Below are 23,368 nucleotides of genomic sequence, written 5' to 3'. Positions count from 1 at the left end.
ATGCTGCTGGAATCAGAAACCCCTCAAAAAACCGTCGATGAGGCTGTCGACCAGGCGACACAATTCAAGGACAAAATATGGAACTGGTTCACGGATGTCGACATGTGGACGAATGTACTGTTCGCGGGCCTGCGCATTCTTTTTATTTTTATCGTAACCCGAATTGTGATCAGAGTCGTCTATGGAGTGATTGATAAATCGATAGCGCGAAGGACGGACAGCCGGTTTCTGGGGAATACGAGACGGTTCTCTACTGTAGGGGAGCTGCTGAAAAATACGGTTACGGTCATTTGTAATTTTATTATGATCCTGCTTGTCCTGTCTGAATTCAACTTTGAACTCGGTCCGCTTCTGGCGAGTGCGAGTGTACTCGGTCTTGCGATCGGTTTCGGCGCGCAAAGCTTGGTCAAAGATGTAGTTACGGGATTCTTCATCATTCTAGAGGATCAGTTTGCAGTGGGGGACGTGATCTCAACCGGAGGCCTAAAGGGAACCGTCGAAATGATCGGACTACGGACAACGAAGCTCCTCGGCAGCAACGGGGAAATGTATATCATTCCGAACGGCACCATCGCTAATGTTACGAATTATTCGATGTCGAACGCGCTCGCGGTCGTTGATGTTCCGGTCAAAATTGAACGCAGCCTTGAAGAGACGCTCATACTGATCCGCCAGGCGATGGAAGGGATAGAGGAGCGCAACGAGAATGTGGTGGCGGTGCCGAATATTCTCGGAATTCAATCTATGACCACTGCCGAATATGTGGTTCGGGTAACGGCCAACACACTTCCGAACCGGAGGGAGGCTGCCGAGCGTCAAATCCAGAGCGACATCAAGAAGGCGCTTGAGCTTCAACTGCTGAAGGAAGCCGAAAAGGCGGAGGCAGAAGCGAGAGCCGCAGCGGAAGAGGAGCGGAAAGCCGAAAGCCGGGAAGAGCAGGAACTCGAGCTGGAGAAAAGGGATGCTGAGGCTCGAAGAGAGGCGCGTAGAGGCGCATTGGAGCAGTCGGCTGGTGAGGAACAGACAGAAGGGAGAAAGCCGGATGGAACGTAAAAGCTTTCAGCTGGGTGATATCGTACAGATGAAGAAACCCCATCCCTGCGGAACGAATGAGATGGAAGTGATCCGGATGGGAATGGATATCCGCATCAAGTGTACAGGCTGTCAGCACAGCGTGCTGATTCCGAGAGCCAAATTCGAGAAGAATTTAAAAAAGGTGCTGCGGTCCGCCGAAAATAAAGAAAATGAGCTTGGACAAAATTAAAGCTTGTCATTTAAGTGGAGTCGTGATACAATAAATCTTGCTGCGGAGAGGTACCCAAGAGGCCCAAGGGGGCTGACTCGAAATCAGCTAGGCGTGTCAAAGCGTGCGTGGGTTCGAATCCCACTCTCTCCGCCACCTAGTGCTAACGAACAACCTTCGTCTTTGAAGACGAAGGTTTTTTTGTGCATTTTAAACAATTTCGCACACAAAGAGAGACCCTTTCGGGTCTCTCCGTCAGCAGCGCTTGAATGATTTTTGGATCTCTCTGTACAAAACGCTAAAGCGAGTCAGGAACACTCCGGATTGGCTTTTTTAGAACCGCTCCTTCAACGTATTACCTTTATCTACTGTAGTGACTGCAGCAGTATCCTCGTGATTGTGTCGGCTTACGATGTCCAACGGAACCACACCTCTCTCTCGCGCTGCCTAAGTATAGAATGGACAAGAACGGGGGCTTTTATACATCGCCGCTAAATAAATTAGTGAACCCGGGCTTTCTCGACTTTTTTCCATTTACGGTTCTTGTTGGACGTCTCCGGAAACGTATCGCCTTTCTTCATTTGAATGTGTCTGGGATTCTGAATCTGAGTATGGAAGCTGCGGGCCTCTCCGACTTCCACATAAAGCCCGGGATTGGGGGCTCTGTGGCCTTCTTCAAATTCAGTCTGCTCACCCATGCTTATTCCTCCTGTCTAGATTGTAGTGGAACTGCCGCTTTAGTGTGCGCGACCTGGTGGAGGTTCATGTGCGTACGCCTGGCCCCATATTCAGACAGAAAGCAGGCTTGCATAGCGGCTCCGGATTTGGTATATTATTATAGTTCGAGTTTGTGCTCGATCCTTGCTCCTGACCCGATCAGGGGCCTTAGACCATAAGGAGGTGAACGTTATGCGCAAATACGAAGTGATGTACATTATTCGTCCTGACATTGAACAAGAAGCCGTTCAAACAGCAGTCGAAAAATTCCAAGGCATCATCTCCAACGGCGGAGAAATTACGAAGCACGATGTGCAGGGTAAGAAACGTCTTGCGTATGAGATCAAGAAATTCCGTGATGGCGTCTATGTTCTGGTTAACTTCACTGCAGAACCTGCAGTAGTAGCCGAACTGGAACGTATCATGAAGATTTCCGACGAAGTTATTCGTTATCTCATCACGAACGATGTTGTTGCCTAAGACACATATGTTCGCTTTGTAAGAACATCGCTCCAAAGGAGGGAAACCCATTATGTTGAACCGTGTCATCCTGATCGGCCGACTGACCCGTGATCCTGAGCTGCGTTATACGCCTCAAGGCGTTGCCGTAACCCAGTTTACGCTTGCCGTAGACCGACCTTTTACAAGCCAAGGCGGCGAACGTGAAGCGGATTTCATTCCGGTCGTTACTTGGAGACAGCTGGCAGAGACCTGTGCCAATTATTTGCGCAAGGGCCGGCTGACGGCGGTAGAGGGACGCATACAAGTCCGGAATTACGAGAATAACGAAGGCAAGCGTGTATACGTAACCGAAGTTATTGCGGATAATGTCCGGTTCCTGGAATCCACCCAGAACCGTGAAGGCGGCAACGCATCCGGCGGTGGCTCCATGCCTGAACCTCCATCGTACGGCGGTGGACGCGGAAACAGCAACGGAAACGGCGGTTTCTCGCGCAACAATAATCAGGATCCCTTTTCGGGCGACGGTAAGCCGATTGATATATCGGACGATGATTTGCCATTTTAATACGGAAGGACTGAACAGACAATGGCTTTTAAACAAAGAGAAGGCGGAGACAACGACAAGAGACCGGCTCGCCGCGGCGGCCGCAACAAGCGTCGTAAAGTATGCTTCTTCACTGTGAATAAGATTACTCACATTGATTATAAAGATACGGAACTGCTGAAGAAATTCATCAGCGAGCGCGGCAAGATTCTGCCTCGCCGTGTAACCGGTACGAGCGCCAAGTACCAACGCGCCCTGACAATCGCTATCAAGCGTGCTCGTCAGATCGCACTGCTGCCTTACACTACAGAGTAAGCTGGCACCAAGAACGGCCGTCTATCCTCTTGATGAGGACAGGCGGTCGTTTTTTGTATGGCACGGGCGTTAATGGAAAATCAGCTTCTTATATCTTACTAGGAAGCGGAAGCTGGAGATTGACCGAACCTGCAAAATGGTGTAAATTGAAAGCAACCTATAGTGAAGGGGAAATTTTGATGTCGGTGAGCGTTCTTAACTAAGCAATTTCATATTGCCTGATGGGATGTATTCAAGCTGCACCTAAGCTTATTTAAGTGCGCTTAGATCCAGGATGGTGAATGAGTTAGTTAAGAACACGCTAAGCGACAACAGCCTCTTCGGGGACTGTTCTTTCGCCTGAAATGATGAAGCCGTGCTCTTGGAGCACGGCTTTTTTGCTGCAACAAGACGCAGAACATTTCATCATCCCAAGGCAGGGGAACATCCTAAAGACAAAGGCAAAGAAAGCCGCAGCGGCTCTCTTTGCCTTTTTTTGTACCTAAAAAGGAGGATTAAATCATGCATAACGCAAGTCAGGAAATGCTGCAGTACAACGAAATCAAGACAGAGCTCGAACGTTACGCCGTATCCTATGCCGGCAAATCGCTGGTCCGGGAAATGGAGCCAATGACAGAGCTGTCCAGGATCAAGAAAGCCGGGGAAGAGACAGCCGAAGCCAAAGAACTGCTGATGAAGGGCTCCAGTGTGCCGCTTCCTTCGATGGAGGGGATTGAGTGGGTCATGTCTCTGCTCGGCACCGGATATCTCTTCAACGAGCAGGATATGACGGCGGTGGCGGTCTTCCTGAACAGCTGTGCCCAGCTGCGGAAGTACATGGCCTCGAAGGATGCCTCTTCGCGGATCGGTGCTTATGCCTCATCGCTTAACGAATTGAAAGAGGTCAAGGCGGAAATCGAGCGCTGCATCCGTTTCGGCGTTATCGAGGATGGAGCGAGCAAAGCGCTGGAGAAAGTGCGCAAGCGCAAGCGTACCGCGAAGGAGCGGCTGATCAAGAAGATCGAGAGCGTGATGGCGCGTCATGCTTCGATTCTACAGGAGAATCTGTACAGTGTTAGGGGAGGAAGGTATGTGATCCCGGTTAAGCGGGAATACCACAAGCAGGTTAAGGGGCACATACTGGACCAGTCGACAAGCGGTCAGACGGTATATATGGAGCCGGAGGAAGTAGCTGCGCTCCAGAATGAGCTCGACATGCTGACGGCGGAGGAAGCCCGGGAGGAGAATGTTATTCTGAGCATGCTGACCGGCCTGATCGAACGGGAGCAGGACAGTCTGCGGCTTAATATCGAAATCACGGGCGTGTATGACTTTATTTTCGCCAAGGCCAAGTACGCGCTTACGATGGGAGCTGAGGCTGTTGCCTGCAACGACAAAGGCGTTCTGAAGCTGATCGCTGGAAGACATCCTAAGCTGCCCGGAATGGTTCCCATTCACGTGGAGTTCGGTCAAGGATACCGTTCGCTGGTAATTACAGGACCGAATACCGGAGGAAAGACTGTAGTGCTGAGGACGGTGGGTTTGCTGGCGCTGATGGTGCAATCCGGGCTGTTGATTCCTGCCGGACCAGAAAGCGAGTTCCCCGTATTCTGGAACGTGATGAGCCTGATTGGCGACGGCCAGAGCCTTACCCAGTCGCTCAGCACGTTCTCAGCACAGATGAAGGGTGTGGATGACATGCTGAGAGCGGTCGGAAGAGGCGTTCTTCTGCTGATTGACGAATTAGCGGCTGGAACAGACCCTGGCGAAGGCATCGCCTTGTCCATTGCTTTATTGGAGGAGTTAAGCCGCAGGGGCGCCAATGTGATGGTAACGACGCATTATAACGAACTGAAGGCCTTCGCGGCAGCGGCTCCGCAGTTCCAGAACGCGAGGATGGAATTCGACCCCGAAACCTTGCAACCGCTGTACAGGCTGACGATCGGCGAAGCCGGGGAGAGCTATGCGCTGCAAATTGCCGAGAAGCTGGGGCTTCAGAGCTCAGTTATTGAAAGGGCCAGACAAATTACCGGCATTCAAAAGGGAATGAAAACAGAGGGGCATTCGCTGCATTTCGAATATGGGGAGGAAGAGAAATCAGCCGGAAAGAAAATGAACGAAAAGAAACCGGAGCCTGAGGCGAAGCTTCCTGTCTATCAAATCGGGGATGCAGTCTACATTACAGCCCTGGGAAGAACGGGGATCGTCTACCGTGAGCGGGATGCCAAAGGGATGGTCGGCGTCATGGTGCAGAAGCATAAAATGCAATTTAACCATAAACGGCTGAAGCCTTACTTGTCCAAAGATGAACTGTATCCGGAGGATTATGATCTGGATATCGTCTTTGAATCGAAAGCAGACCGGAAGAAACGCAATCTGATGCGCCGCAAGCATGTGGAAGGTTTAACGATCGTGAAGGAGAAAGAAGATTCGGATATTTAATCGCCCTGATCGAATGTTTGAATAAGCGATGGCATATAGTTGAGGTATTTATAGTCAGCTGTGCCACAAGCCTATTCGGCGGGGCTGTTACTGGAGCATCCTGCTGGAATCCAATTCCTGCGGGATGCTTTTTTATCCAAGGGTGTCGGATTTTGTTGTTTCTTTTTCATCTCATTGTGATTACAATAGTAATATTGCCTAACTACAATTCATGCCTGTTCCATGGGAGTTGGTACGTCTGTTGCACTAAATCTGTGGAGATCAAGCGACGTCTATTTCGGCAAAATGGCAAATCAGGTTTGATCCCATACTTATAGTCGTGACGCGTATCGGGGAGCGGCATTGCAAATATAAACGAAGAGGTGCATTCATCCTTGTCTAATCTATTAATGATAAAGAAGGAATTGATATGAAAAAAAAGTGGAAAAAAATATATATTGCTTATCTAGTTGTTCTGATTCTGGCCGCGGGTGCATTTCTGTTCCGCAAGCCGCTGACGGTTCTGGCCTTCGATCTGTTCCTGTCGGATAAAATGGAAGCCACGCTTCAGGAGAAATCGTATCAGCCTCTGAACGAGGACAAAACGGTTAAGCCTGAGCCGATTGTCTATAAGAGCGATCCATTCTCCGTGATGCTGCTCGGTACGGACCAGCGCAAGAACGAGACGGCCCGTTCCGATACGATGATCTATGCGGTGGTAAGACCGAATGATTACAAGGTGCTGTTGATTTCCATACCGCGTGATACGTACACGGAAATTATCGGTCATGACGACAACAAGAAAGACAAGATCACCCATGCCTATGCTTTCGGTGGCCAACAGATGGCGAAAGACACGATGGAGGCGCTGCTCGGTCACGATATTCAGTATTATGCCACCATCAATTTCAATGGTGTCAAGGATGTTGTCGATGCGCTGGGCGGACTGCCGCTGCCGATCAAGAAGACGATCGAGAACAAAGGCAAGGACCATGAGAAGTTCACCATTGTCGGCGGTAAGGATCTGTACAATGGCGAGGATTCGCTCAACTATGTCCGTTACCGGGAAGACAGCGACTTTAACCGTACGAAGCGCCAGCAGGTCTTCATGGATGTATTGGCGAACAAGATGCTGTCGCTGGGGCAGATCAGCAAGGTGAATGATCTGCTGAGCATTCTGGGCGAGAACTTCAAGACGGATATGCCTCCGACGATGATTACCGATCTTGCCAAGAAGTTCATCGGCGGCAAGGAAGCGGATATTTCAAGCTTTACCGTAATGGGTGAGGGAACGAAGATTGACGGCATTTATTATGATCTGGTCGATGAAGAAGACCTGAAGGAAGCGAAGGCCTTGATCGACAATTGGATGAACGCCTCCACTCCGGTAGACCAGTTGATCGAGCCCGGAAAGGCAAGCAACGCGCTGGAAGCAAAGGCGACCTCCGCGGCTCAGTAAAGCCCTTTCAATTTATGAACATTGAGCGAACATAGAATCAAACCAAGCAGCAGCCCAGGTTAGGTAACCGGCTGCTGCTTGCCGTTCGTATGGTATACTGGAACAAAAAAAGATTTCCTGGGGGACTTTTGAGGAGGACCTGGATAATGAATATTGCGTTTTTTTTGCTGCCCAAGCAGGAGGTGGCCTGTGTGACGCTTGACTCCACGCTGCGCCAGACGCTGGAACGGATGGAGCATCACAGGTACACGGCCGTTCCCATTTTGAACTCGGACGGCGGATACGCCGGCACGGTAACGGAAGGCGACCTTCTGTGGTATATGAAAGACTCGGGAGGCAAGGTTGCGTTCGAGAATGCTTCTAAATTTTTGCTGAAGGACGTGCCGCTGAGAATGAGCAACAAAGCAGTGTCCATCGATGCGGATATGGAGGATTTGATCAATCTGGCCAAGGTGCAGAACTTTGTGCCGGTTGTCGATGATATGAACCGTTTTATCGGGATCGTGCGGCGCAGCCAAATTATTGAATACTGCGAGAAATTTGTTACCCGCCAGTCGCTGGAGTCCATGTAGCGGGCGGGCCGCCCTGAAGCCGATCAGGCCTGCATTTCCAGCCGAGGGAATGCGGGCTTTTTTCAAAAAAAACTACGCCTGCCCGTTTTACTAACGTTGGCAGAATACAAGCACAAACCGGGTAATAGAGGGTAAGGAAGGAGGAGGTTATAATGCCTTCAACCAAAAACCGAATTACTCCGGAACAACGGATCTACTTTCACAGTGAATTGCGGCAATGTCCGCATTGTGGCACCAAACTCAAGCGGCATCATACCGCTTGGCATAAATACGTGAATACATTAAGCGGCATCTATGACGTGTGGAATATGGCCTATGCCTGTCCGAATTCGGAATGCCCCTATCCCGGATCGTATTATCGCTCAGCTGAAGCCGATGCGCTAGTCATGAAGCATACCTCATATGGGTTTGACGTCCTCGCGCTTGTAGGCGAACTTCGTTTCAAACATCACTACACCTTGTCTGAATTGCATGAGGAATTGAATCGACGGGGCGTTGTCACCTCCGAGCGTAATTGCGAGCGGCTGTATGAGCGTTATCTCACGCTGCTTCGCGCTTCCGTCACCGACCATCTCCGGGAAAACTTGAAAGAAGTAGTCCGTGAACACGGCGGATTACTGCTATCCATGGATGGCATACAGCCTGAGAAAGGCAATGAAACTCTGTATGTGGTCCGCGAAGGATTCAGTGGAAGCATTCTGGCCGCGCAAAACCTCAAAAGCGGCAGCGCCGAAGAATTGAAACAACTGCTGAGACCCGTGGAAGCTTTAGGTTTTCCCATAATTGGACTGCTCAGCGACGGCCAACATTCTATCCGCCTGGCGATGTCCGGCCTGTGGCCGGAAGTACCCTACCAATACTGCCAGTACCATTACCTGAAAGACATTGCCAAACCGGTCGTGGAGTTGGATCGCAAACTCAAAACCGGGATTAAGAAAAACTTACGTGGTATTCGCGAACTGGAAAAACAAGTTCAGGCTGACCCTTCCGAAGAAGCAACCCTCGCTAAAGATTACCTGGCCGCTGTGCGCTCCGTTCTGCTCGAAGACGGCAACCCACCGCTCGACCTTCCCGGAGTACGAGTGTTTGAAGAAGCAGAAGCGATCCGAAATTCCTTGAAACGAAGCGCTAAAAAAGGGGGTTCACCTACAGCGAGAAACTCTTGAAGCTGTTTGAAAAACTGGATTCCTTCCGTCCTGCATACCGAAAGGTAAAGCGTTGGTGCCAGCCTCTTGAGGATGCCGCCCATATTTTGGGTGCTCCGTCTGGGACAAGCAGTGAGACAACGCAAGTTCGAATGAACTGGCTGAAGTTCGAACTAAGAGCGAAGTTTATCCGAAAAGAAGACCAGCCCATGGTGGAGAATTTCGAACGGTATACAACCGGATTTTGGACGGGACTGTTTGCTTGCTACAACACCGCTTATCTTCCCCGGACGAATAACGACCAGGAACGCTGTTTCCGCCGAACGAAGACCCGACACCGCCGAATGACGGGTCTTCGTAGCTGGAACCGGTATCTTTGGCGTAATGGCGAGTTTGTGATTTGGGTAGAGGATGCCTTGATGCAAGAAAATGTGCAGCACCGACTTCAGCAGGTTCCTTATGAAACCTACTTTCAGGAACGGCGTCAATGGGAATCCCGACTGCTTGAAGGAACGAAACGGCTCCGGTTTCGACGAGAGCCTCAGCAGTATTTAGCTCAGCTTGAACAACGCGTCTGTTCGTTAGTTGGGCAGGCGTAGAAAAAAAACAGGAATATATCCCGCTAAACGCTCGTGTCTGAACGATATCGCCAGCCCTTAACATTGAGCCGTCATCACCGGGGAGGGGCCATCAGTGTGGCATGGTATCATTTATGATATAATGGAGAATAAAGCTTTTTCCCGGAGGTAGAAGAGACGTGTCCAATATGCCGAAGGATTTGGATGTAGCCAAGCGGGCCAAGGTCATTGAATGGCTGAAGACCGAGGTCATCGATCAGGTTTCACGGTTGTTCAAAGCATTATGGGAGGGCAGCACCTCACGGGTCAGCGACAGCTTGGCGAGCCTCATTATGAGCTCTTATATTCTGGGGCGCAGGCTTGGCATATCATATCGCGACCTGGACGACGCGCTGTTGGAGAAGCTGAAGAAGCACCGGCAGGAAGGTCACCAGCTGGAAGATTGGTATCAGGATATATCCGCACTAGAAGAACATATGCGTAAGAGGTGAACATAGTTGAAATATCGCTGGACATCCCTGGCCTGGAGTGTTGCCTATCTGCTCCTGCTGTTATCGCTGTCAACCCCATTCATTATTATTACAACTTTGTTTTTGATGGTACCGGCCGTTGTATTGTTCGCGACGTTGAACGTGAGGCAGTTTATCTTAACGATTCTGCCAGTTTGGCTTATTCTGGGGATCATCAATCCGATATATATCGTGATTGCCGCCTACCTGATTATTCCCGCTCTTGTCATGGGACGGTGGTATAAAAGGAAGGCTCCGGCTCTGTCAACGATGCTGGCCGGCGCGATAACGCTGATGGGCGAGTTCCTGCTGCTGCTTCTGCTCGGCAAGACGCTGTTTCAATTCGATCTGTATTCCTACGTCTATGATGTGCTCAACGAAATGCGCACGATGGCATTGTCGCCGATACAGGAATTCGGAATGGGCGGCATTCTGGGGGATAGCTCCGATATCAGCAACAACAGCCGGGCCTTTATCCAGGTTATCCCGCTTGCGCTCATTATGGGCTCTGCCCTGATCACGGTGGTCACGCATTCGATTGTGAGACCGATTCTGGCAAGCATGGGCTATGCATTGCCGAAGCTGAAGCCCGCAAGGGAGTGGAGAATTCCCAAGTCGTTCATCTGGTACTATCTGATTGCTACAGTGCTGCAGCTGTTCTTCTATAATTCGAGCAATAACTTTGTGCTCATGATTACGGATAATTTGGTGCCGCTCTTACGGATCTGCTTCATTTTGCAGACAATCGGCTTCTTCTTCTTCGTCGCCCATGAGCGGAACTGGAACAAGATTTTTCCGGTTGCGCTTTCGGTAATCGCCATCCTGCTGCCTCCGATCTGGATTATCGGGATCATCGATCTGGTGGCGCCGGTGCGTGAAATGGTGTCCAAATCGAAACGATAGGGTGAGTGCTCATGCCAAAATTTTTGCAACGGCGCTGGCACGGCTATCACACCGTTTGGGCGTTCTTGCTGCTGCTGGTTCTGGTTATTGCCGTCAGTATATATAACTGGGTGCTTGGCGTAGTCTGTCTGTTCCTGGCCGGCACGCTGTGCATCACCATGTTGAAGACAGAGCTGTCATTTCGGCGCAATCTGGTGGAGTACATCAACAGCCTTACTTTCCGCATCAAGCGGGTGGAAGGCGAAGCGGTCAGCACTCTGCCGCTGGGTATTATTCTGTACGGCGAGGACCGGAATGTCGAATGGAGTAACCGCTACGCCGGAGAGATCTTTGCGCGGAAATCGCTGGTGGGCGATCTGCTGCCCGATTTGCTGCCGGATTTGGGGCCTGTGATGGTCCCGCCCGTGAAGCGGGAAGTCGGCAAGGACGGAGTTCAGAAGGACATCCGATTGGAAATTGGGGTTGACCAACGTTACTATCAGGCGGTGCTCGTACCGAGCGAACGGCTGCTGTATTTGTTCGAAATTACCGATCTGGTCGATCTGCGGCAGCGCTATGAAGAAGAGAAGCTGGCTCTTGGCATCCTTCTGATGGATAACCTTGACGAGGCCGCTCAGGGAATGGATGACCAGCAGCGAACCTCGCTGATCGCGAAGGTTACAAGTGAAATTACCGACTGGGCGAGACAGTTCGATGTATACCTGCGCCGCTTGTCGTCGGAGCGGTATTTGATGCTCCTGAACCACCGCAGCCTGCAGGCGCTGGAGGAGAGCCGGTTCGTCATTCTGGACGAAGTCCGGGAAATGACGGCCGATCTGAAGGTGCCGATGACGCTTAGCATCGGCCTTGCCTTCGGCGCCGAGTCCGCCAGCGAGCTCGGCGCTCTGGCTCAGTCGAGCCTTGATATGGCGCTCGGCAGAGGCGGTGACCAGGCCGCCGTCAAGGCAGGCCAGCGGCTGTCCTTCTATGGCGGCAAGACGAACGCCGCCGAGAAGCGGACCCGGGTGCGGGCACGGGTCATCGCGCATGCGCTGCGCGACCTGATGCAGGAGAGCGACCGGGTCATCATTATGGGCCACCGCAATCCCGATATCGACGCGGTCGGTGCGTCGATTGGCCTTCTGCGGGCGGCCCAGATGTACAATGTCGAGGCCGATATTGTGCTGGACGGCCCGAATCCCTCCATTACGCGCATGCTGGAGCAGCTGAAGCGGGATGAGGAGCTGTACAGCTCGTTCATCAGCACGGAGCAGGCGCTGCAGGTCATGACCGAACACACGCTGCTGATCGTGGTCGATACGCACAAGGCTTCCATGACGATGGAGCCGCGGCTTGTGCAGTACGCCAGCCGGATCGTGGTTGTGGATCACCACCGCCGGGGCGAGGAGTTTATCAACGAGGCGGTGCTTGTGTACCTGGAGCCATATGCATCCTCGACATGTGAGCTCGTGACCGAGCTTCTGCAGTATATCCACGAGAAGGTCAAGCTCAGCACGCTGGAGGCGACGATGCTGCTGGCGGGGATTACGGTCGATACCAAGCATTTCGCGCTGCATACGGGGTCGCGGACGTTCGAAGCGGCAGGATTTCTCCGCCGCTTGGGGGCCGATACCGTCCTTATACAGCGGATGCTGAAGGAAGACCTTCAGGAGTACATCTCCAAAGCGGAAATTATCAAGCATGCCCGAATGGTCTACGACCATATTGCGCTCGTCGTGACGGAGGCCGGCATGAAAATTCCACAGCTGCTGATCGCCCAGACGGCAGACACGCTGCTCGGGATGACGAATGTTCTGGCCTCGTTCGTGATCAGCGAGCGGACAGATGGCCTGATCGGCATCAGCGCCCGTTCCCTGGGACGAATGAATGTGCAGGTTGTAATGGAGAAGCTGGGCGGAGGAGGCCATTTGACGAATGCCGCGGCACAGCTGGAAGGAACATGCAAGGATGCAGAGGCCAGACTGCTGGAGGTACTGGCAGAAATTGAATCGAAAGAGGGTCTGTTCGAATGAAAGTGATATTCATCAAGGATGTTAAAGGACAAGGCAAGAAGGGACAAGTCAAGGAAGTATCGGAAGGCTATGCAACGAACTTCCTGCTGCCGCGCGGCATGGCGCGGCCGGCAACGGATGGCAACGTGAAGACGCTGGAGAATCAGGCAGCAGCCGAGCAGCGCCGCAAGGAGCAGGAGAAGGAAGAAGCGCAGAAGCTTGGCGAGAAGCTGAGTGCCCTGACGCTAGACATGAAAGCGAAAGCCGGAGAAGGCGGCCGGCTGTTCGGCGCCATTACGAGCAAGCAGATTGCCGAAGCGCTGGCCAAGCAGAACAGCATTACGATCGACAAGCGCAAGATTGAGCTTGAGGAGCCGATCCGCCATCTGGGAACGACTCAGGTTCAAGTGAAGCTTCATACGGAAGTCAAAGCTGTGCTGAAGGTCCAGGTTACGGAGGAATAGTATGGGCGGAGATCTCTTTTTCGATCGGGTTCCCCCGCAGAATCTGGAAGCGGAGCAGGCGGTCATCGGCGCAATTCTGCTGCAGGATGAAGCGCTGATTACCGTCATGGAGCGGGTGAGCACCGAAGACTTCTACGACAAGCCGCATCAAATGATCTTTGAAGCGATGATACAGCTCGGAGAAGAGAATCAGCCGATTGATTTGGTGACCCTGACAGCCAAGCTTCAGGATAAGGGAGAGCTCGAGGATATAGGTGGGGTCAGCTATCTGGCCAAGCTGGCGCATGCCGTGCCGACGGCTGCCAATGTGGACTATTACGCTCAAATTCTCGAAGAGAAGGCCATGCTCCGCCGGCTGATTCGCACGGCGACGCAGATTGTCAGCGAAGGCTACAGCGGCGGCGAGGATGTTGCCGGCATGTTAAGCGATGCGGAGCGGCGCATTCTTGAAATCTCCAACCGCCGGAGCGGCAGCGGCTTTATCGCTATCCGGGATGTGCTGATGGAGGTGTTCGAACGGGTCGAGCTGCTTCACCAGAACCGGGGGGGCACTTCGGGCATTCCTTCAGGCTTCGCCGATCTGGACCGGATGACGAACGGCTTCCAGCGCAACGACCTGATCATTGTGGCAGCCCGTCCTTCCGTCGGCAAGACGGCGTTCGCGCTGAATATCGCCCAGAACGTGGCCGTGCGGGCCAAGGAGACGGTTGCTATATTCAGTCTGGAAATGTCCGCTGCCCAGCTCGTACAGCGTATGATCTGCGCAGAGGCGAACCTGGATGCGAATCTGATGCGTACCGGCGACTTCAAGAGCGACGACGATTGGTCCAAGCTCACGATGGGCATTGCATCGCTCTCGGAAGCGGAAATCTATATTGACGATACGCCAGGGATTACTGTAGCCGATATCCGGGCCAAATGCCGGAGGCTCAAGAAGGAGAAGGGGCTCGGGATGATTCTGATCGACTATCTCCAGCTGATTCAGGGCCGCGGCAAGAGCGGGGAGAACCGCCAGCAGGAGGTCTCGGATATTTCCCGGACACTGAAGCAGATTGCGCGTGAGCTGGACGTTCCGGTCATTGCGCTCTCCCAGCTGAGCCGTGGCGTCGAGCAGCGGCAGGACAAGCGGCCGATGATGTCGGACCTTCGCGAGTCGGGCTCAATCGAGCAGGATGCCGATATTGTGGCGTTCCTGTACCGGGACGACTACTACAATCAGGAGACCGAGAAGAAGAACATTATCGAGATCATTATTGCCAAACAGCGTAACGGTCCTGTGGGGACCGTGGAGCTGGTGTTTCTGAAAAACTTCAACAAGTTCGTTAACTACGAGCGTACTCATGCCGAACCGTTCGCCGGTTAAGGATAGTTCTGACAATTTCCGAACGATTGCACATTTACCCGTGCAATCGTTCGTTTTTATTTGACTTTGAAAATAACGGCTGTTACACTGATAATTGTGCTTTAGCGGATTAAACCGTCTAAGGCGACCGTTTGGGGCTGCTTAACCAGTATGATTTTAAGAGGCCCTATAAGAAAATAATGGTGCCGACAGCAGCACCTACGGAGGAATGAACATGTCAACGGTAGTCGTTGTGGGAACACAATGGGGAGACGAAGGCAAAGGCAAAATCACGGACTTTCTGGCAGAGCGTGCGGATGTGGTCGCCCGTTATCAAGGGGGCAACAATGCCGGCCACACGATTCTGATTGACGGCAAGAAATTCAAGCTCAGCCTGATCCCATCGGGCATCTTCTATAAGGAAAAAACCTGCGTTATCGGCAACGGCATGGTGATCAATCCGGCCGCACTGATCGACGAAATCAACTATATTCACGAGAACGGCTTCGATACGGATAATCTGAAGCTCAGTGACCGCGCCCATGTCATTATGCCTTACCATATGGTGCTTGATGCGCTGGAGGAAGACCGCAAGGGTCCGAACAAGATCGGCACAACCCGCAAAGGCATCGGCCCGGCTTACATGGACAAAGCAGCCCGGGGCGGCATCCGAATCGCCGATCTGATGGATGCGGAGGAGTTCGAGCTGAAGCTGCGTCACCTGATGAACGAGAAGAATCAGGTCATCACCCAGGTATACGGCGGCGAGCCGCTGGATGTCGAAGAGACGCTGAAGCAGTATCTGGAATATGCGGAAGTGCTCCGCCCTTACGTAACTGATACTTCGGTCGTGCTGAACGATGCGATCGATGCAGGTACCAAAGTGCTGTTCGAAGGCGCCCAGGGCGTCATGCTCGATATCGACCAGGGCACATATCCGTTCGTCACATCGTCCAATCCGTCGGCGGGCGGCGTCTGCATCGGCTCCGGAGTCGGACCTTCCAAGATCAAGCAGGTCATCGGGGTAGCCAAATCGTACACGACCCGTGTCGGCGACGGTCCGTTCCCGACCGAGCTGAATGACGAGATCGGCGATCTGATCCGCGAGACCGGACATGAATACGGAACTGTAACCGGACGCCCGCGCCGCGTAGGCTGGTTCGACAGCGTCGTTGTCCGCCATGCACGCCGGGTAAGCGGCCTGACCGGCCTGTCGCTGAACTCGCTGGACGTGCTGAGCGGTCTGAAGACGGTCAAGATCTGCACAGGCTACAAATACCGCGGCGAAGTCATCACCCACTATCCGGCAAGCCTGAAGATGCTGGCGGAATGCGAAGCGGTGTATGAAGAGCTTCCGGGCTGGGACGAGGACATCACCTCGGCCAAGACGCTGGAGGATCTGCCGGTGAATACCCGCAGATATGTGGAGCGCGTCTCCGAGCTGACGGGCATCCCGATCGCCATCTTCTCCGTCGGCCGCAACCGCGAGCAGACGAACCAGGTGCTGCCGATTTACGAATAATCCAGCAGAAGTACGGATGAAGTACGGATCAACCCGCCGGAGCCAGCGCTCCAGCGGGTTTTTTAAGCTATTAGGCCAAACCCCCGTAAGCGGCGTCCAGTTCATCGCATCACATCACATCGCAATACATCGCAATACATCGCAATACATCGCAATCACATCGTTCCGTACACTCCGGATAACCATAACAGGCAACTGGCCAATTTGGATAAGCCCGCTTCTCTACACGTTTCTCCCGGCCCTTATCGGGCATACTGAAGAATAGCTGATCTATGCCCAACCGGGCATGATGAAATACGCGAGATCATGTGCCAGTTACAGGGGAGAGATGAACATGAAATGGGTAACACGCGGGCTGGGCATTTGCCTGATCGCGGTGCTGGCCGGGAGTCTGACTATACTGACAACGGGTGTTGTCGTCAACGCCTATGTCCGTTCTGTGCTGAATGAAGTCGGCTTGAAGGTGGAGACGCCGGGTCCGGGCTTTGGCGGTATGTTAAGCGCGCTGCTGGGAACTGGAGATTCCAAGACAGCCGACAAGGGCGACGGGGCAGACAAGAATAAGCGGGACGGCTCGCAGACGGCACTGGGCACGGCCGGGGCCGAGCCTACGCCATCGGCTTCAGGTTCATCCAGTGATGAGGCCGCTGTGGCTTCAGCGGATTCCGGCGGGGCGGTGCCCGCAGCAACAGCGCAGAGAAGCGGAGCCACCGGCGGGAAGGAGCAGGCTCAGGACGATGCGCTGCCTGTTATGGGCGCCGTATCTGAAGACAGTGCAGCCGGGAGCGACCAGCAGCTTGTCATAACACCGGACGATATGAAGGACATCAAGAAGAATCTGCCTTCCGAGGATAAGGTGAGTATTTTCAACATTTTGATGAACAAGGTCCCTCAGGAAGAGATGCAGAAAATATCCGCCGACATGGAGAACGGGCTGACGGAGCAGGAGGTCGCGGAGATCCAGTCGATTATTTCCAAGTACGTCACCCAGGAGGAATATAACAAGCTGATGGCGATGCTGACTGCGGATTCCAGTGCGCCGTAGCATGGCAATTTCAAGCAGAATTGCGTTGAACACCTTGTGGGTGAAGAGGGAACCAGCCTAATAAAACCGGGAGAAACCGGCACGTAAAGCGGAAGTACGAGCTTTCATGCCGGTTCTTTGTGTGCCGTGCCAAAGTTGAAATGTCTCTTTCGCCTGTGTTAAAGTAAACAGGGACCTGATTTGGTTAATTTTTTGTAACTTATTCCACGTCATTCGAATGCGCTTGCTTAAGCGCTCAGCATATACTTTCTGCTCACGCAAAAAAGAGATCAAGCGGTCTTACCATAGTCCCGGCTGCTTAAGGCGGTATAAGGGACAGGCTGAAAGGGAGAGTTTCATGATAGGGAAGAACGACTTCCAGGATTGGAAGGGGCATGTGCCGTCTTCCGGCCTGGTGACAGGACAATCGGAGGACGAGGCCGGCATGGTGCATACGCCGCCGGAGAAGCGTTCCCGCCGCCGGGTGCGCCTCGCCTGGCTGGGTGCCGTTGCCGGTATTGCGCTGGTGGTCGTCTCCACCGCCGGAGTCCGCCAGCATTACGTCGAAGCCAATACGGAGAGCTATTACCGGGTTCTGCTGCATGGCAAGGATATCGGAACGCTCTATAACAAGGATGATTTGCAGACCCTCTTCAAGACGAAGCAGCAGGAATATCAGGACAAGTACCCGGATGAAGTGATGGTGCTCCAGACGGACGGCATTACGACGGAAGCGGCGAGAGCCTACAAGCCGGAAGTGAATAGCGAAGCGACGCTGGATAAGCTGGGTGATATGCTGAAGGCTTATGCCGTAGGTGTACAGATGGTGGTCGACGGCAAAACGATTGGCGTTGTGAAGGACCAAGAGACGGCAAGCGCCGTCCTGAAGGGCGTGAAGGACTATTACATATCCGGAGAGACGGAGGCTGCAGCCGCCAAGTCGAAGCTGACCCGGACGGCCGCTTCAGCGGCTTCCGCCACTTCCGGAGGTGATGTACAGTCGGCGGATATTCGCGAGAAGATTTCCATCGTGCCCATTAAGGCCGATCCGAATAAAGTGCTGGATGTGAAGGAAGCCGTCAAGGTGCTCACCCAGGGAGTCGAATCGCCGCTTGTCTATACTGTCCGTGAAGGCGATACGATTTCCAGCATCGCCAAGCGCTATGGCGTGACGCAGAAGGAGATTTATCAGAACAATCCTGATGTGAAGGAACTGACGCTGCAGATCGATGACGAGCTGAAGCTGACGGTTCCCCAGCCTCCGGTAACGGTCGTAACGACCGAGACGGCGAAGGAGACCATCGTCACAGAGCCCGAGGTGGAGGTTCGCACAAGCAGCCTGCTGCCGAAGGGCAAGGTCAAGGTCGTGCGTCCGGGACAGACCGGACTGAAGGAAATGCAGTACCGGCTGACCAAGGAGAACGGAGAAGTCGTCAAGGAGGAATGGCTCGGACAGACCGTTCTGAAGGCTTCGCTGCCGACTGTCGTGTACCGTGGAACGAAGGTGGTCGGCGTCGGTTCGGGCGGCTTCGCCTGGCCGGTTAGCGGAGCGGTGATCTCCAGCAGCTTCGGCGAACGCTGGGGAAGAGCGCATAAAGGCGTCGATCTCGTCTCCGGCAATCGTACGATCAAAGCGGCCGATGCCGGAACCGTCACCTTTGCCGGTGTCCAGAACGGATATGGCAATGTCGTCGTAATCAGCCATGGCAACGGGTACGAGACCTACTACGGCCACTTAAGCAAAATTCTCGTCTCTACCGGCCAGAAGCTGAGCCAGGGCGAGTCGATTGGCATTATGGGAAGCACGGGGCGCTCTACGGGCACTCATTTGCATTTCGAAATCCGCAAGAGCGGCACGGCGCTGAACCCGCTAAAATTTTTGAACTAAAATTGCAATAAGATTTGGAAGAGCCGTCCGGCAGCCGCCGGGCGGTTTTTGTTGAGAAGAGAGAATGCTACAGGCCGGCGGGGGTTCCGTAAACACCTGAATCCGCTTCGACTGCCTTGGCTGCCCTGTTCGCCTTGACTGCCCCGTGACCACCCTGATTATCTTGACTGCTCCGACCGCCACAACTGCCCTAGCTGCCCTAGCTGCCCTAATCACCCCGACTGCCTTGACCGCTTCGATGGCTTCAACTACCTTGATTGCCTCGATTGCAACTAACGCTTCGAAGCCAAGTCTTCACGGTGCGGGGTTATTTTGCTATCAGGGGGACTGCGTGTATACTTCGTAGGATGTGACGCCAGAGCAGGTATGTTAAAATAAGAAGGAAGAATCCTATAGTAACAATGAAGGGTGAAACGGTGGAATTATGGCGATGGGAACGATTCTGGTTGTAGACGACGAGCAGCCGATTGCAGATATCTTAAAGTTTAACCTCGAAAAAGAAGGATACGAAGTAGTATGCGCCTTTGACGGGATCAGTGCTGTGGATCTGGCTCTGTCCAAACGGCCCGACCTAATGCTGCTGGATCTCATGCTGCCCGGCAAGGACGGCATGGATGTGTGCCGTGAGGTACGCTCCGCGCATCTGGATATCCCTATCATCATGCTGACCGCCAAGGACGGGGAGATCGACAAAGTGCTCGGCCTTGAGATGGGCGCGGACGATTATGTGACCAAGCCGTTCAGCACGCGCGAGCTGCTGGCCCGGGTGAAGGCGCAGATGCGGCGGCAGAACAAGCCGGTTCCGGCAGAGACAGCCAGCGGGCCTGAGGAGAGCAAGCAGGGCATCCATCATTTCGATCTGTTCATCGATACGGACATGTATACCGTCTATAAGAACGGGGAGCCGCTCGATCTGACGCACCGTGAATACGAGCTGCTGTATTATATGGTCCGCCATGCCGGCAAGGTCATGACAAGGGAGCATCTGCTTCAGGCGGTGTGGGGATTTGAATATTTCGGAGACGTCCGGACCGTCGATGTCACCATCCGGCGGCTTAGAGAGAAAATTGAGGAGAATCCGAGCAAGCCGGAATATATCTTCACGCGCCGCGGGCTCGGTTATTTGATGCACAGTCCCAAAAACGGAGGATTGTGATGAAAGGGATGTCCTTCTTCCGGACAATTCAAGCGAAGCTGATCATTATTTACGTGCTGCTGATTCTGATTGCGATGCAGCTGATCGGCGTGTATTTTGTAAGCTCCATGAAGAATTCGCTGACCGACAACTTCACGAAGGATCTGAAGGCCCGGGCGGAGATGCTGTCCATCCTGACGGCGGATAAGTTCGGCAGCGAAGCGGGCGGCGCGGACGAGGACTCCTCGGTCGACAGCCTCCGCGGCATGGTGAACAATCTGTACATCAGCGGTGCGGAAATTCAGGTGCTGGATGCCAGCGGCAAAATCATCACGACCTCGATTCCATCGCAGACCGATTATGTGGGACAGCGCAACACGCAGACCGTGGTCAGCCGGGCGCTCCAGGGAATTGGCGACAACGAGGAATATATCACCGGCGACGACAATGTGCGGAAAAAGGTTGTGGCCAAGCCCGTATGGCTTGGCGGCAAGGTGGTCGGTGCCATCTACATCGCCGCTGACATGAAGGATCTGTATGCGACGATAAGCCGGATCAACAGCGTGTTCATCTCCGGCATGCTGATTGCATTGACGCTGACGGCGGTGCTGGGCGTCATTCTGGCTCATACGATAACGCAGCCGATCAAGGAGATGACCCGGCATGCCACGGCGGTCGCCGAGGGCAGCTTCGACCGGAAGATGCCGATCTTCGGCAGCGACGAGATCGGCCAGCTCAGCAAGGCGTTCAACTATATGACAGGCAGGCTGAGAGACGCGCTGTCCCAGAACGAGGAGGAGAAGGAGAAGCTCGCCTCCATTCTGACGAATATGAGCGACGGGGTTGTCGCAACCGATGAGACCGGCCGGGTCATCCTGATGAACCGCCGGGCTTCGCTGATGCTGGGCTGCTCGGAGAAGCCGCTGCCTGCAGGACTGCGGCTGGAGGGGTTGCTCGGCCTGGCCCCTGACCAGACGATGGCTCTGGAAGGCGGCATGGCGCAGTCGACCATGCTGCGGCTGGGCGAGGAGGAGGAAGAGAACCCGAACATCGTCCGGGTCACCTTCACGCCGATTCACCGGCGCGAGGGCGGTACAGCGGGCACGATTGCCGTGCTGCAGGACGTGACCGAGCAGGAGAATCTCGAGGCTTCCCGCCGCGAGTTCGTTGCCAACGTCTCGCATGAGCTGCGTACGCCGCTGACAACGATCAAGAGCTATGCGGAAGCGCTCGATGACGGCGCGCTGGAGGACCCGCAGCTCGCCGGACGCTTCGTCGGCGTCATCCGCAGCGAGACGGAGCGGATGATCCGTCTCGTTACGGATCTGCTGCATCTGTCGCGCTTCGATTCGCGGGAAGCGCAGCTGCGCTACCAGGAGACCGATATCGCCGAGATGCTGGAGGATGTGGCGGACCGCTTCTCCTTCCAGATCCGGCAGAAGCGGATCTCGATCAGCACCGTTGTGCGACGGGGCGTCACAACGGCCTGGCTGGACCGCGACCAGATCGATCAGGTGCTTGGCAATCTGGTCTCCAATGCGCTGAAGTATACGCCCGAGGGCGGGCGTATTGAACTGGAAGCGGGGAAGAGCGAGTTCGGGATGCTGGAGGTGTCCGTTCAGGACTCCGGCATCGGCATCCCGAAGAAGGATATCGAGCGCATCTTCGAGCGCTTCTACCGGGTGGACAAGGCCCGCTCGCGCAATATGGGCGGCACCGGACTCGGGCTGTCCATTGCCCGGGAAATTGTGAAGGCGCATGGTGGGGCGATTTGGCTTCAATCAGAGCTGAACCAGGGCTCCAAGGTAACCTTTACGCTGCCTCTTAACACGCAAAGGGGGGAGCGGGCATGAAGGAACGGGTGAAATCCTGGATTCTGGCGCTGCTGGTCCTGAGCAGTCTGGTCGAGAGCTATTATCTCGTCTACCGGCTGCCGGGCAGCGATTCGGCCGTATTCTCCGAGAATCTGTATGTGAAGACCGACAACATGGGTCCTGAGGAGAAAGCGGAGAATCTGCTGTATCCGAGCCGGATGGTCATTCATCTCGGTAACGGCAAGCATACGCTGTTCTACCCGAGCTCCACTTTCTATAACTTGATCCTGACGCGGCTGAAGGGGCGCAGCTTTGAGAGCTTTCAGCGCCGCTCTGTCCAGGATTTCGACTGGGCCAAAATCCGGACCGAGAATCCGGGCATCGAGCTATCCTTCGGCTCCGGGATTCCCGTCGCGCTGCTGCAGCGGGTTATGCAGTTGTCGCCGGACTCTCTGTTCGAGGAGGAGAGCATCAACCGGATCTGGATCTACACGGCGAAGAATGATTCGAAGCCGCATGCCGTCTTTTTCAGCACAAGGGGAGATATCGTCTACGAGGCCGCCAAGGCGGACCTTACCGTTCAGGACGTGCAGCAGCATGTGGATTTCGGCAAGTCGTGGACGCCCTATACGACAGTGAACGGCAGTTACTATGTGCCGGAGAGCAGCCTCACTTTGCTTCAGGCCGAGATGCCCTCCGGGCTGTATACGGTGGAGCAGATGCAGAGCAGTCTCTTCTTTGACGCAGGCAGCACCCGGTATATACTGGAAAAAGATGGTTCGGAAATCTACACGGACAGCAAGCGCAGTCTTCAGGTCGACGAAGACCGGAAATGGATGAGCTACAGCGATCCGACGGCACTGCCGGCCGGGGAGAGCACCGATGCCAAGGATGTGCTGGAGGCGGTTGATTTCGTCAATCAGCACGGCGGCTGGAATGGAACGTACCGGTTCCAGTCGTCGCAGGAGAGCGACCAGGACCGGACGGTCACCTTCCAGCGGTATTTCGGCTCCTATCCATACGGAGCCTATCCGGTGCTGGATCAGCCGCAGCTTCATTATGGGCTGATTCACCTTCAGCTTCAGCAGGGCACGGTGACGGCCTATGAACGGTCCCTCATGTACAGCCAGGAGGCTGAGGGCACCAAGAAGGTGACCGAGCTGCCGGGAGGGGACGAGCTCCGTGCGAAGCTGGCGGTAGTCTCCAAGGGCACATCAATTACCGATTTGTATCCGGTCTACAAGCCGGTGGAGAAGGAGAAGAACCTGGAGCTGGTGCCGGTCTGGCAGGTTGTGCTGGGCAATGGAAATACCGTGACGCTGGAATGAGGACATATGGACA

General features: G+C 54.0%; 22 protein-coding genes and 1 tRNA gene. 22 read left to right on the top strand and 1 reads right to left on the bottom strand.

The features are described from left to right. From PSTEL_RS25835 to PSTEL_RS25825, 3 genes are all read left to right on the top strand, one after another. A complete protein-coding gene (locus PSTEL_RS25835; protein WP_052099387.1) occupies nucleotides 1-1,053 on the top strand; it encodes a mechanosensitive ion channel family protein in 1,053 nt (350 codons plus the stop codon). Next, nucleotides 1,043-1,264: a DUF951 domain-containing protein gene (locus tag PSTEL_RS25830; protein ID WP_038699826.1), complete on the top strand. Its 222-nt coding sequence runs from the start codon at nucleotides 1,043-1,045 to the stop codon at nucleotides 1,262-1,264. Before PSTEL_RS25835 ends, PSTEL_RS25830 begins: the two co-directional genes overlap by 11 nt. Nucleotides 1,265-1,308: 44 nt before the next feature. Further along, a tRNA-Ser gene (locus PSTEL_RS25825) sits at nucleotides 1,309-1,399 on the top strand. 344 nt (nucleotides 1,400-1,743) lie between these two features. On the opposite strand, the gene PSTEL_RS25820 is transcribed toward PSTEL_RS25825, so the two are convergent. Then, complete coding sequence (locus tag PSTEL_RS25820; protein WP_038699824.1) at nucleotides 1,744-1,941, bottom strand: YjzC family protein; 198 nt, start codon at nucleotides 1,939-1,941, stop codon at nucleotides 1,744-1,746. Nucleotides 1,942-2,152: 211 nt separating this feature from the next. Between PSTEL_RS25820 and rpsF the strand changes: the two genes are divergently transcribed. The 19 genes from rpsF to PSTEL_RS25725 all read left to right on the top strand — a co-directional run bounded on the left by rpsF (nucleotide 2,153) and on the right by PSTEL_RS25725 (nucleotide 23,355). After that, nucleotides 2,153-2,440: a 30S ribosomal protein S6 gene (rpsF, locus tag PSTEL_RS25815; RefSeq protein ID WP_038699823.1), complete on the top strand. Its 288-nt coding sequence runs from the start codon at nucleotides 2,153-2,155 to the stop codon at nucleotides 2,438-2,440. A 52-nt stretch (nucleotides 2,441-2,492) separates the two neighbouring features. After that, the gene (gene ssb / locus PSTEL_RS25810; protein WP_038699821.1) at nucleotides 2,493-2,987 is read left to right on the top strand and encodes a single-stranded DNA-binding protein; all 495 of its coding nucleotides are present in this window, start codon (nucleotides 2,493-2,495) and stop codon (nucleotides 2,985-2,987) included. A gap of 21 nt (nucleotides 2,988-3,008) precedes the next feature. Further along, complete coding sequence (rpsR, locus tag PSTEL_RS25805; protein WP_038699819.1) at nucleotides 3,009-3,281, top strand: 30S ribosomal protein S18; 273 nt, start codon at nucleotides 3,009-3,011, stop codon at nucleotides 3,279-3,281. A 501-nt stretch (nucleotides 3,282-3,782) separates the two neighbouring features. Then, complete coding sequence (locus PSTEL_RS25800; RefSeq protein WP_038699817.1) at nucleotides 3,783-5,702, top strand: endonuclease MutS2; 1,920 nt, start codon at nucleotides 3,783-3,785, stop codon at nucleotides 5,700-5,702. A gap of 409 nt (nucleotides 5,703-6,111) precedes the next feature. Then, nucleotides 6,112-7,140, top strand: coding sequence for an LCP family protein (locus PSTEL_RS25795; protein WP_038699815.1), 1,029 nt, complete (start codon nucleotides 6,112-6,114; stop codon nucleotides 7,138-7,140). A gap of 146 nt (nucleotides 7,141-7,286) precedes the next feature. Then, nucleotides 7,287-7,712 (top strand): CBS domain-containing protein, encoded by a 426-nt coding sequence (locus tag PSTEL_RS25790; protein WP_038699813.1) that lies wholly within the window; start codon nucleotides 7,287-7,289, stop codon nucleotides 7,710-7,712. A gap of 152 nt (nucleotides 7,713-7,864) precedes the next feature. Continuing rightward, a complete protein-coding gene (locus tag PSTEL_RS25785; protein WP_156995731.1) occupies nucleotides 7,865-8,878 on the top strand; it encodes a transposase in 1,014 nt (337 codons plus the stop codon). Further along, nucleotides 8,875-9,456, top strand: coding sequence for a hypothetical protein (locus PSTEL_RS25780; RefSeq protein WP_038692815.1), 582 nt, complete (start codon nucleotides 8,875-8,877; stop codon nucleotides 9,454-9,456). Before PSTEL_RS25785 ends, PSTEL_RS25780 begins: the two co-directional genes overlap by 4 nt. A 167-nt stretch (nucleotides 9,457-9,623) precedes the next feature. Continuing rightward, nucleotides 9,624-9,926, top strand: coding sequence for a MazG-like family protein (locus PSTEL_RS25775; protein ID WP_179944947.1), 303 nt, complete (start codon nucleotides 9,624-9,626; stop codon nucleotides 9,924-9,926). A 6-nt stretch (nucleotides 9,927-9,932) separates the two neighbouring features. Beyond that, nucleotides 9,933-10,847, top strand: a complete 915-nt coding sequence (locus tag PSTEL_RS25770; RefSeq protein WP_038699809.1) for a DUF2232 domain-containing protein — start codon at nucleotides 9,933-9,935, stop codon at nucleotides 10,845-10,847. Between the two features lie 11 nt (nucleotides 10,848-10,858). Continuing rightward, nucleotides 10,859-12,859: a DHH family phosphoesterase gene (locus PSTEL_RS25765; protein WP_038699807.1), complete on the top strand. Its 2,001-nt coding sequence runs from the start codon at nucleotides 10,859-10,861 to the stop codon at nucleotides 12,857-12,859. Beyond that, on the top strand, nucleotides 12,856-13,302 hold the full coding sequence (gene rplI, locus PSTEL_RS25760; RefSeq protein WP_038699806.1) for a 50S ribosomal protein L9: 447 nt from the start codon (nucleotides 12,856-12,858) through the stop codon (nucleotides 13,300-13,302). Before PSTEL_RS25765 ends, rplI begins: the two co-directional genes overlap by 4 nt. Before the next feature lies 1 nt (nucleotide 13,303). Then, nucleotides 13,304-14,665 carry a replicative DNA helicase gene (gene dnaB, locus PSTEL_RS25755; protein ID WP_038699804.1) on the top strand — a complete coding sequence of 454 codons (1,362 nt, stop codon included), beginning with the start codon at nucleotides 13,304-13,306 and terminating at the stop codon, nucleotides 14,663-14,665. 214 nt (nucleotides 14,666-14,879) lie between these two features. Continuing rightward, nucleotides 14,880-16,166: an adenylosuccinate synthase gene (locus PSTEL_RS25750; protein WP_038699802.1), complete on the top strand. Its 1,287-nt coding sequence runs from the start codon at nucleotides 14,880-14,882 to the stop codon at nucleotides 16,164-16,166. A gap of 334 nt (nucleotides 16,167-16,500) precedes the next feature. Continuing rightward, a complete protein-coding gene (locus tag PSTEL_RS25745) occupies nucleotides 16,501-17,211 on the top strand; it encodes a hypothetical protein (RefSeq protein WP_038699800.1) in 711 nt (236 codons plus the stop codon). 337 nt (nucleotides 17,212-17,548) lie between these two features. Further along, a complete protein-coding gene (locus tag PSTEL_RS25740; RefSeq protein WP_052099070.1) occupies nucleotides 17,549-19,078 on the top strand; it encodes a M23 family metallopeptidase in 1,530 nt (509 codons plus the stop codon). Between the two features lie 424 nt (nucleotides 19,079-19,502). Continuing rightward, a complete protein-coding gene (gene yycF / locus PSTEL_RS25735) occupies nucleotides 19,503-20,234 on the top strand; it encodes a response regulator YycF (RefSeq protein ID WP_052099067.1) in 732 nt (243 codons plus the stop codon). Beyond that, a complete protein-coding gene (walK, locus tag PSTEL_RS25730; protein WP_038699796.1) occupies nucleotides 20,234-22,066 on the top strand; it encodes a cell wall metabolism sensor histidine kinase WalK in 1,833 nt (610 codons plus the stop codon). Before yycF ends, walK begins: the two co-directional genes overlap by 1 nt. Then, on the top strand, nucleotides 22,063-23,355 hold the full coding sequence (locus PSTEL_RS25725; RefSeq protein WP_038699794.1) for a YycH family regulatory protein: 1,293 nt from the start codon (nucleotides 22,063-22,065) through the stop codon (nucleotides 23,353-23,355). Before walK ends, PSTEL_RS25725 begins: the two co-directional genes overlap by 4 nt. Nucleotides 23,356-23,368 lie beyond the last annotated feature (13 nt).

Origin of the sequence: Paenibacillus stellifer (genome assembly GCF_000758685.1) — a bacterium.
Classification (GTDB): domain Bacteria; phylum Bacillota; class Bacilli; order Paenibacillales; family Paenibacillaceae; genus Paenibacillus_AQ; species Paenibacillus_AQ stellifer.
This window is presented reverse-complemented; position numbering and strand designations above follow the sequence as displayed.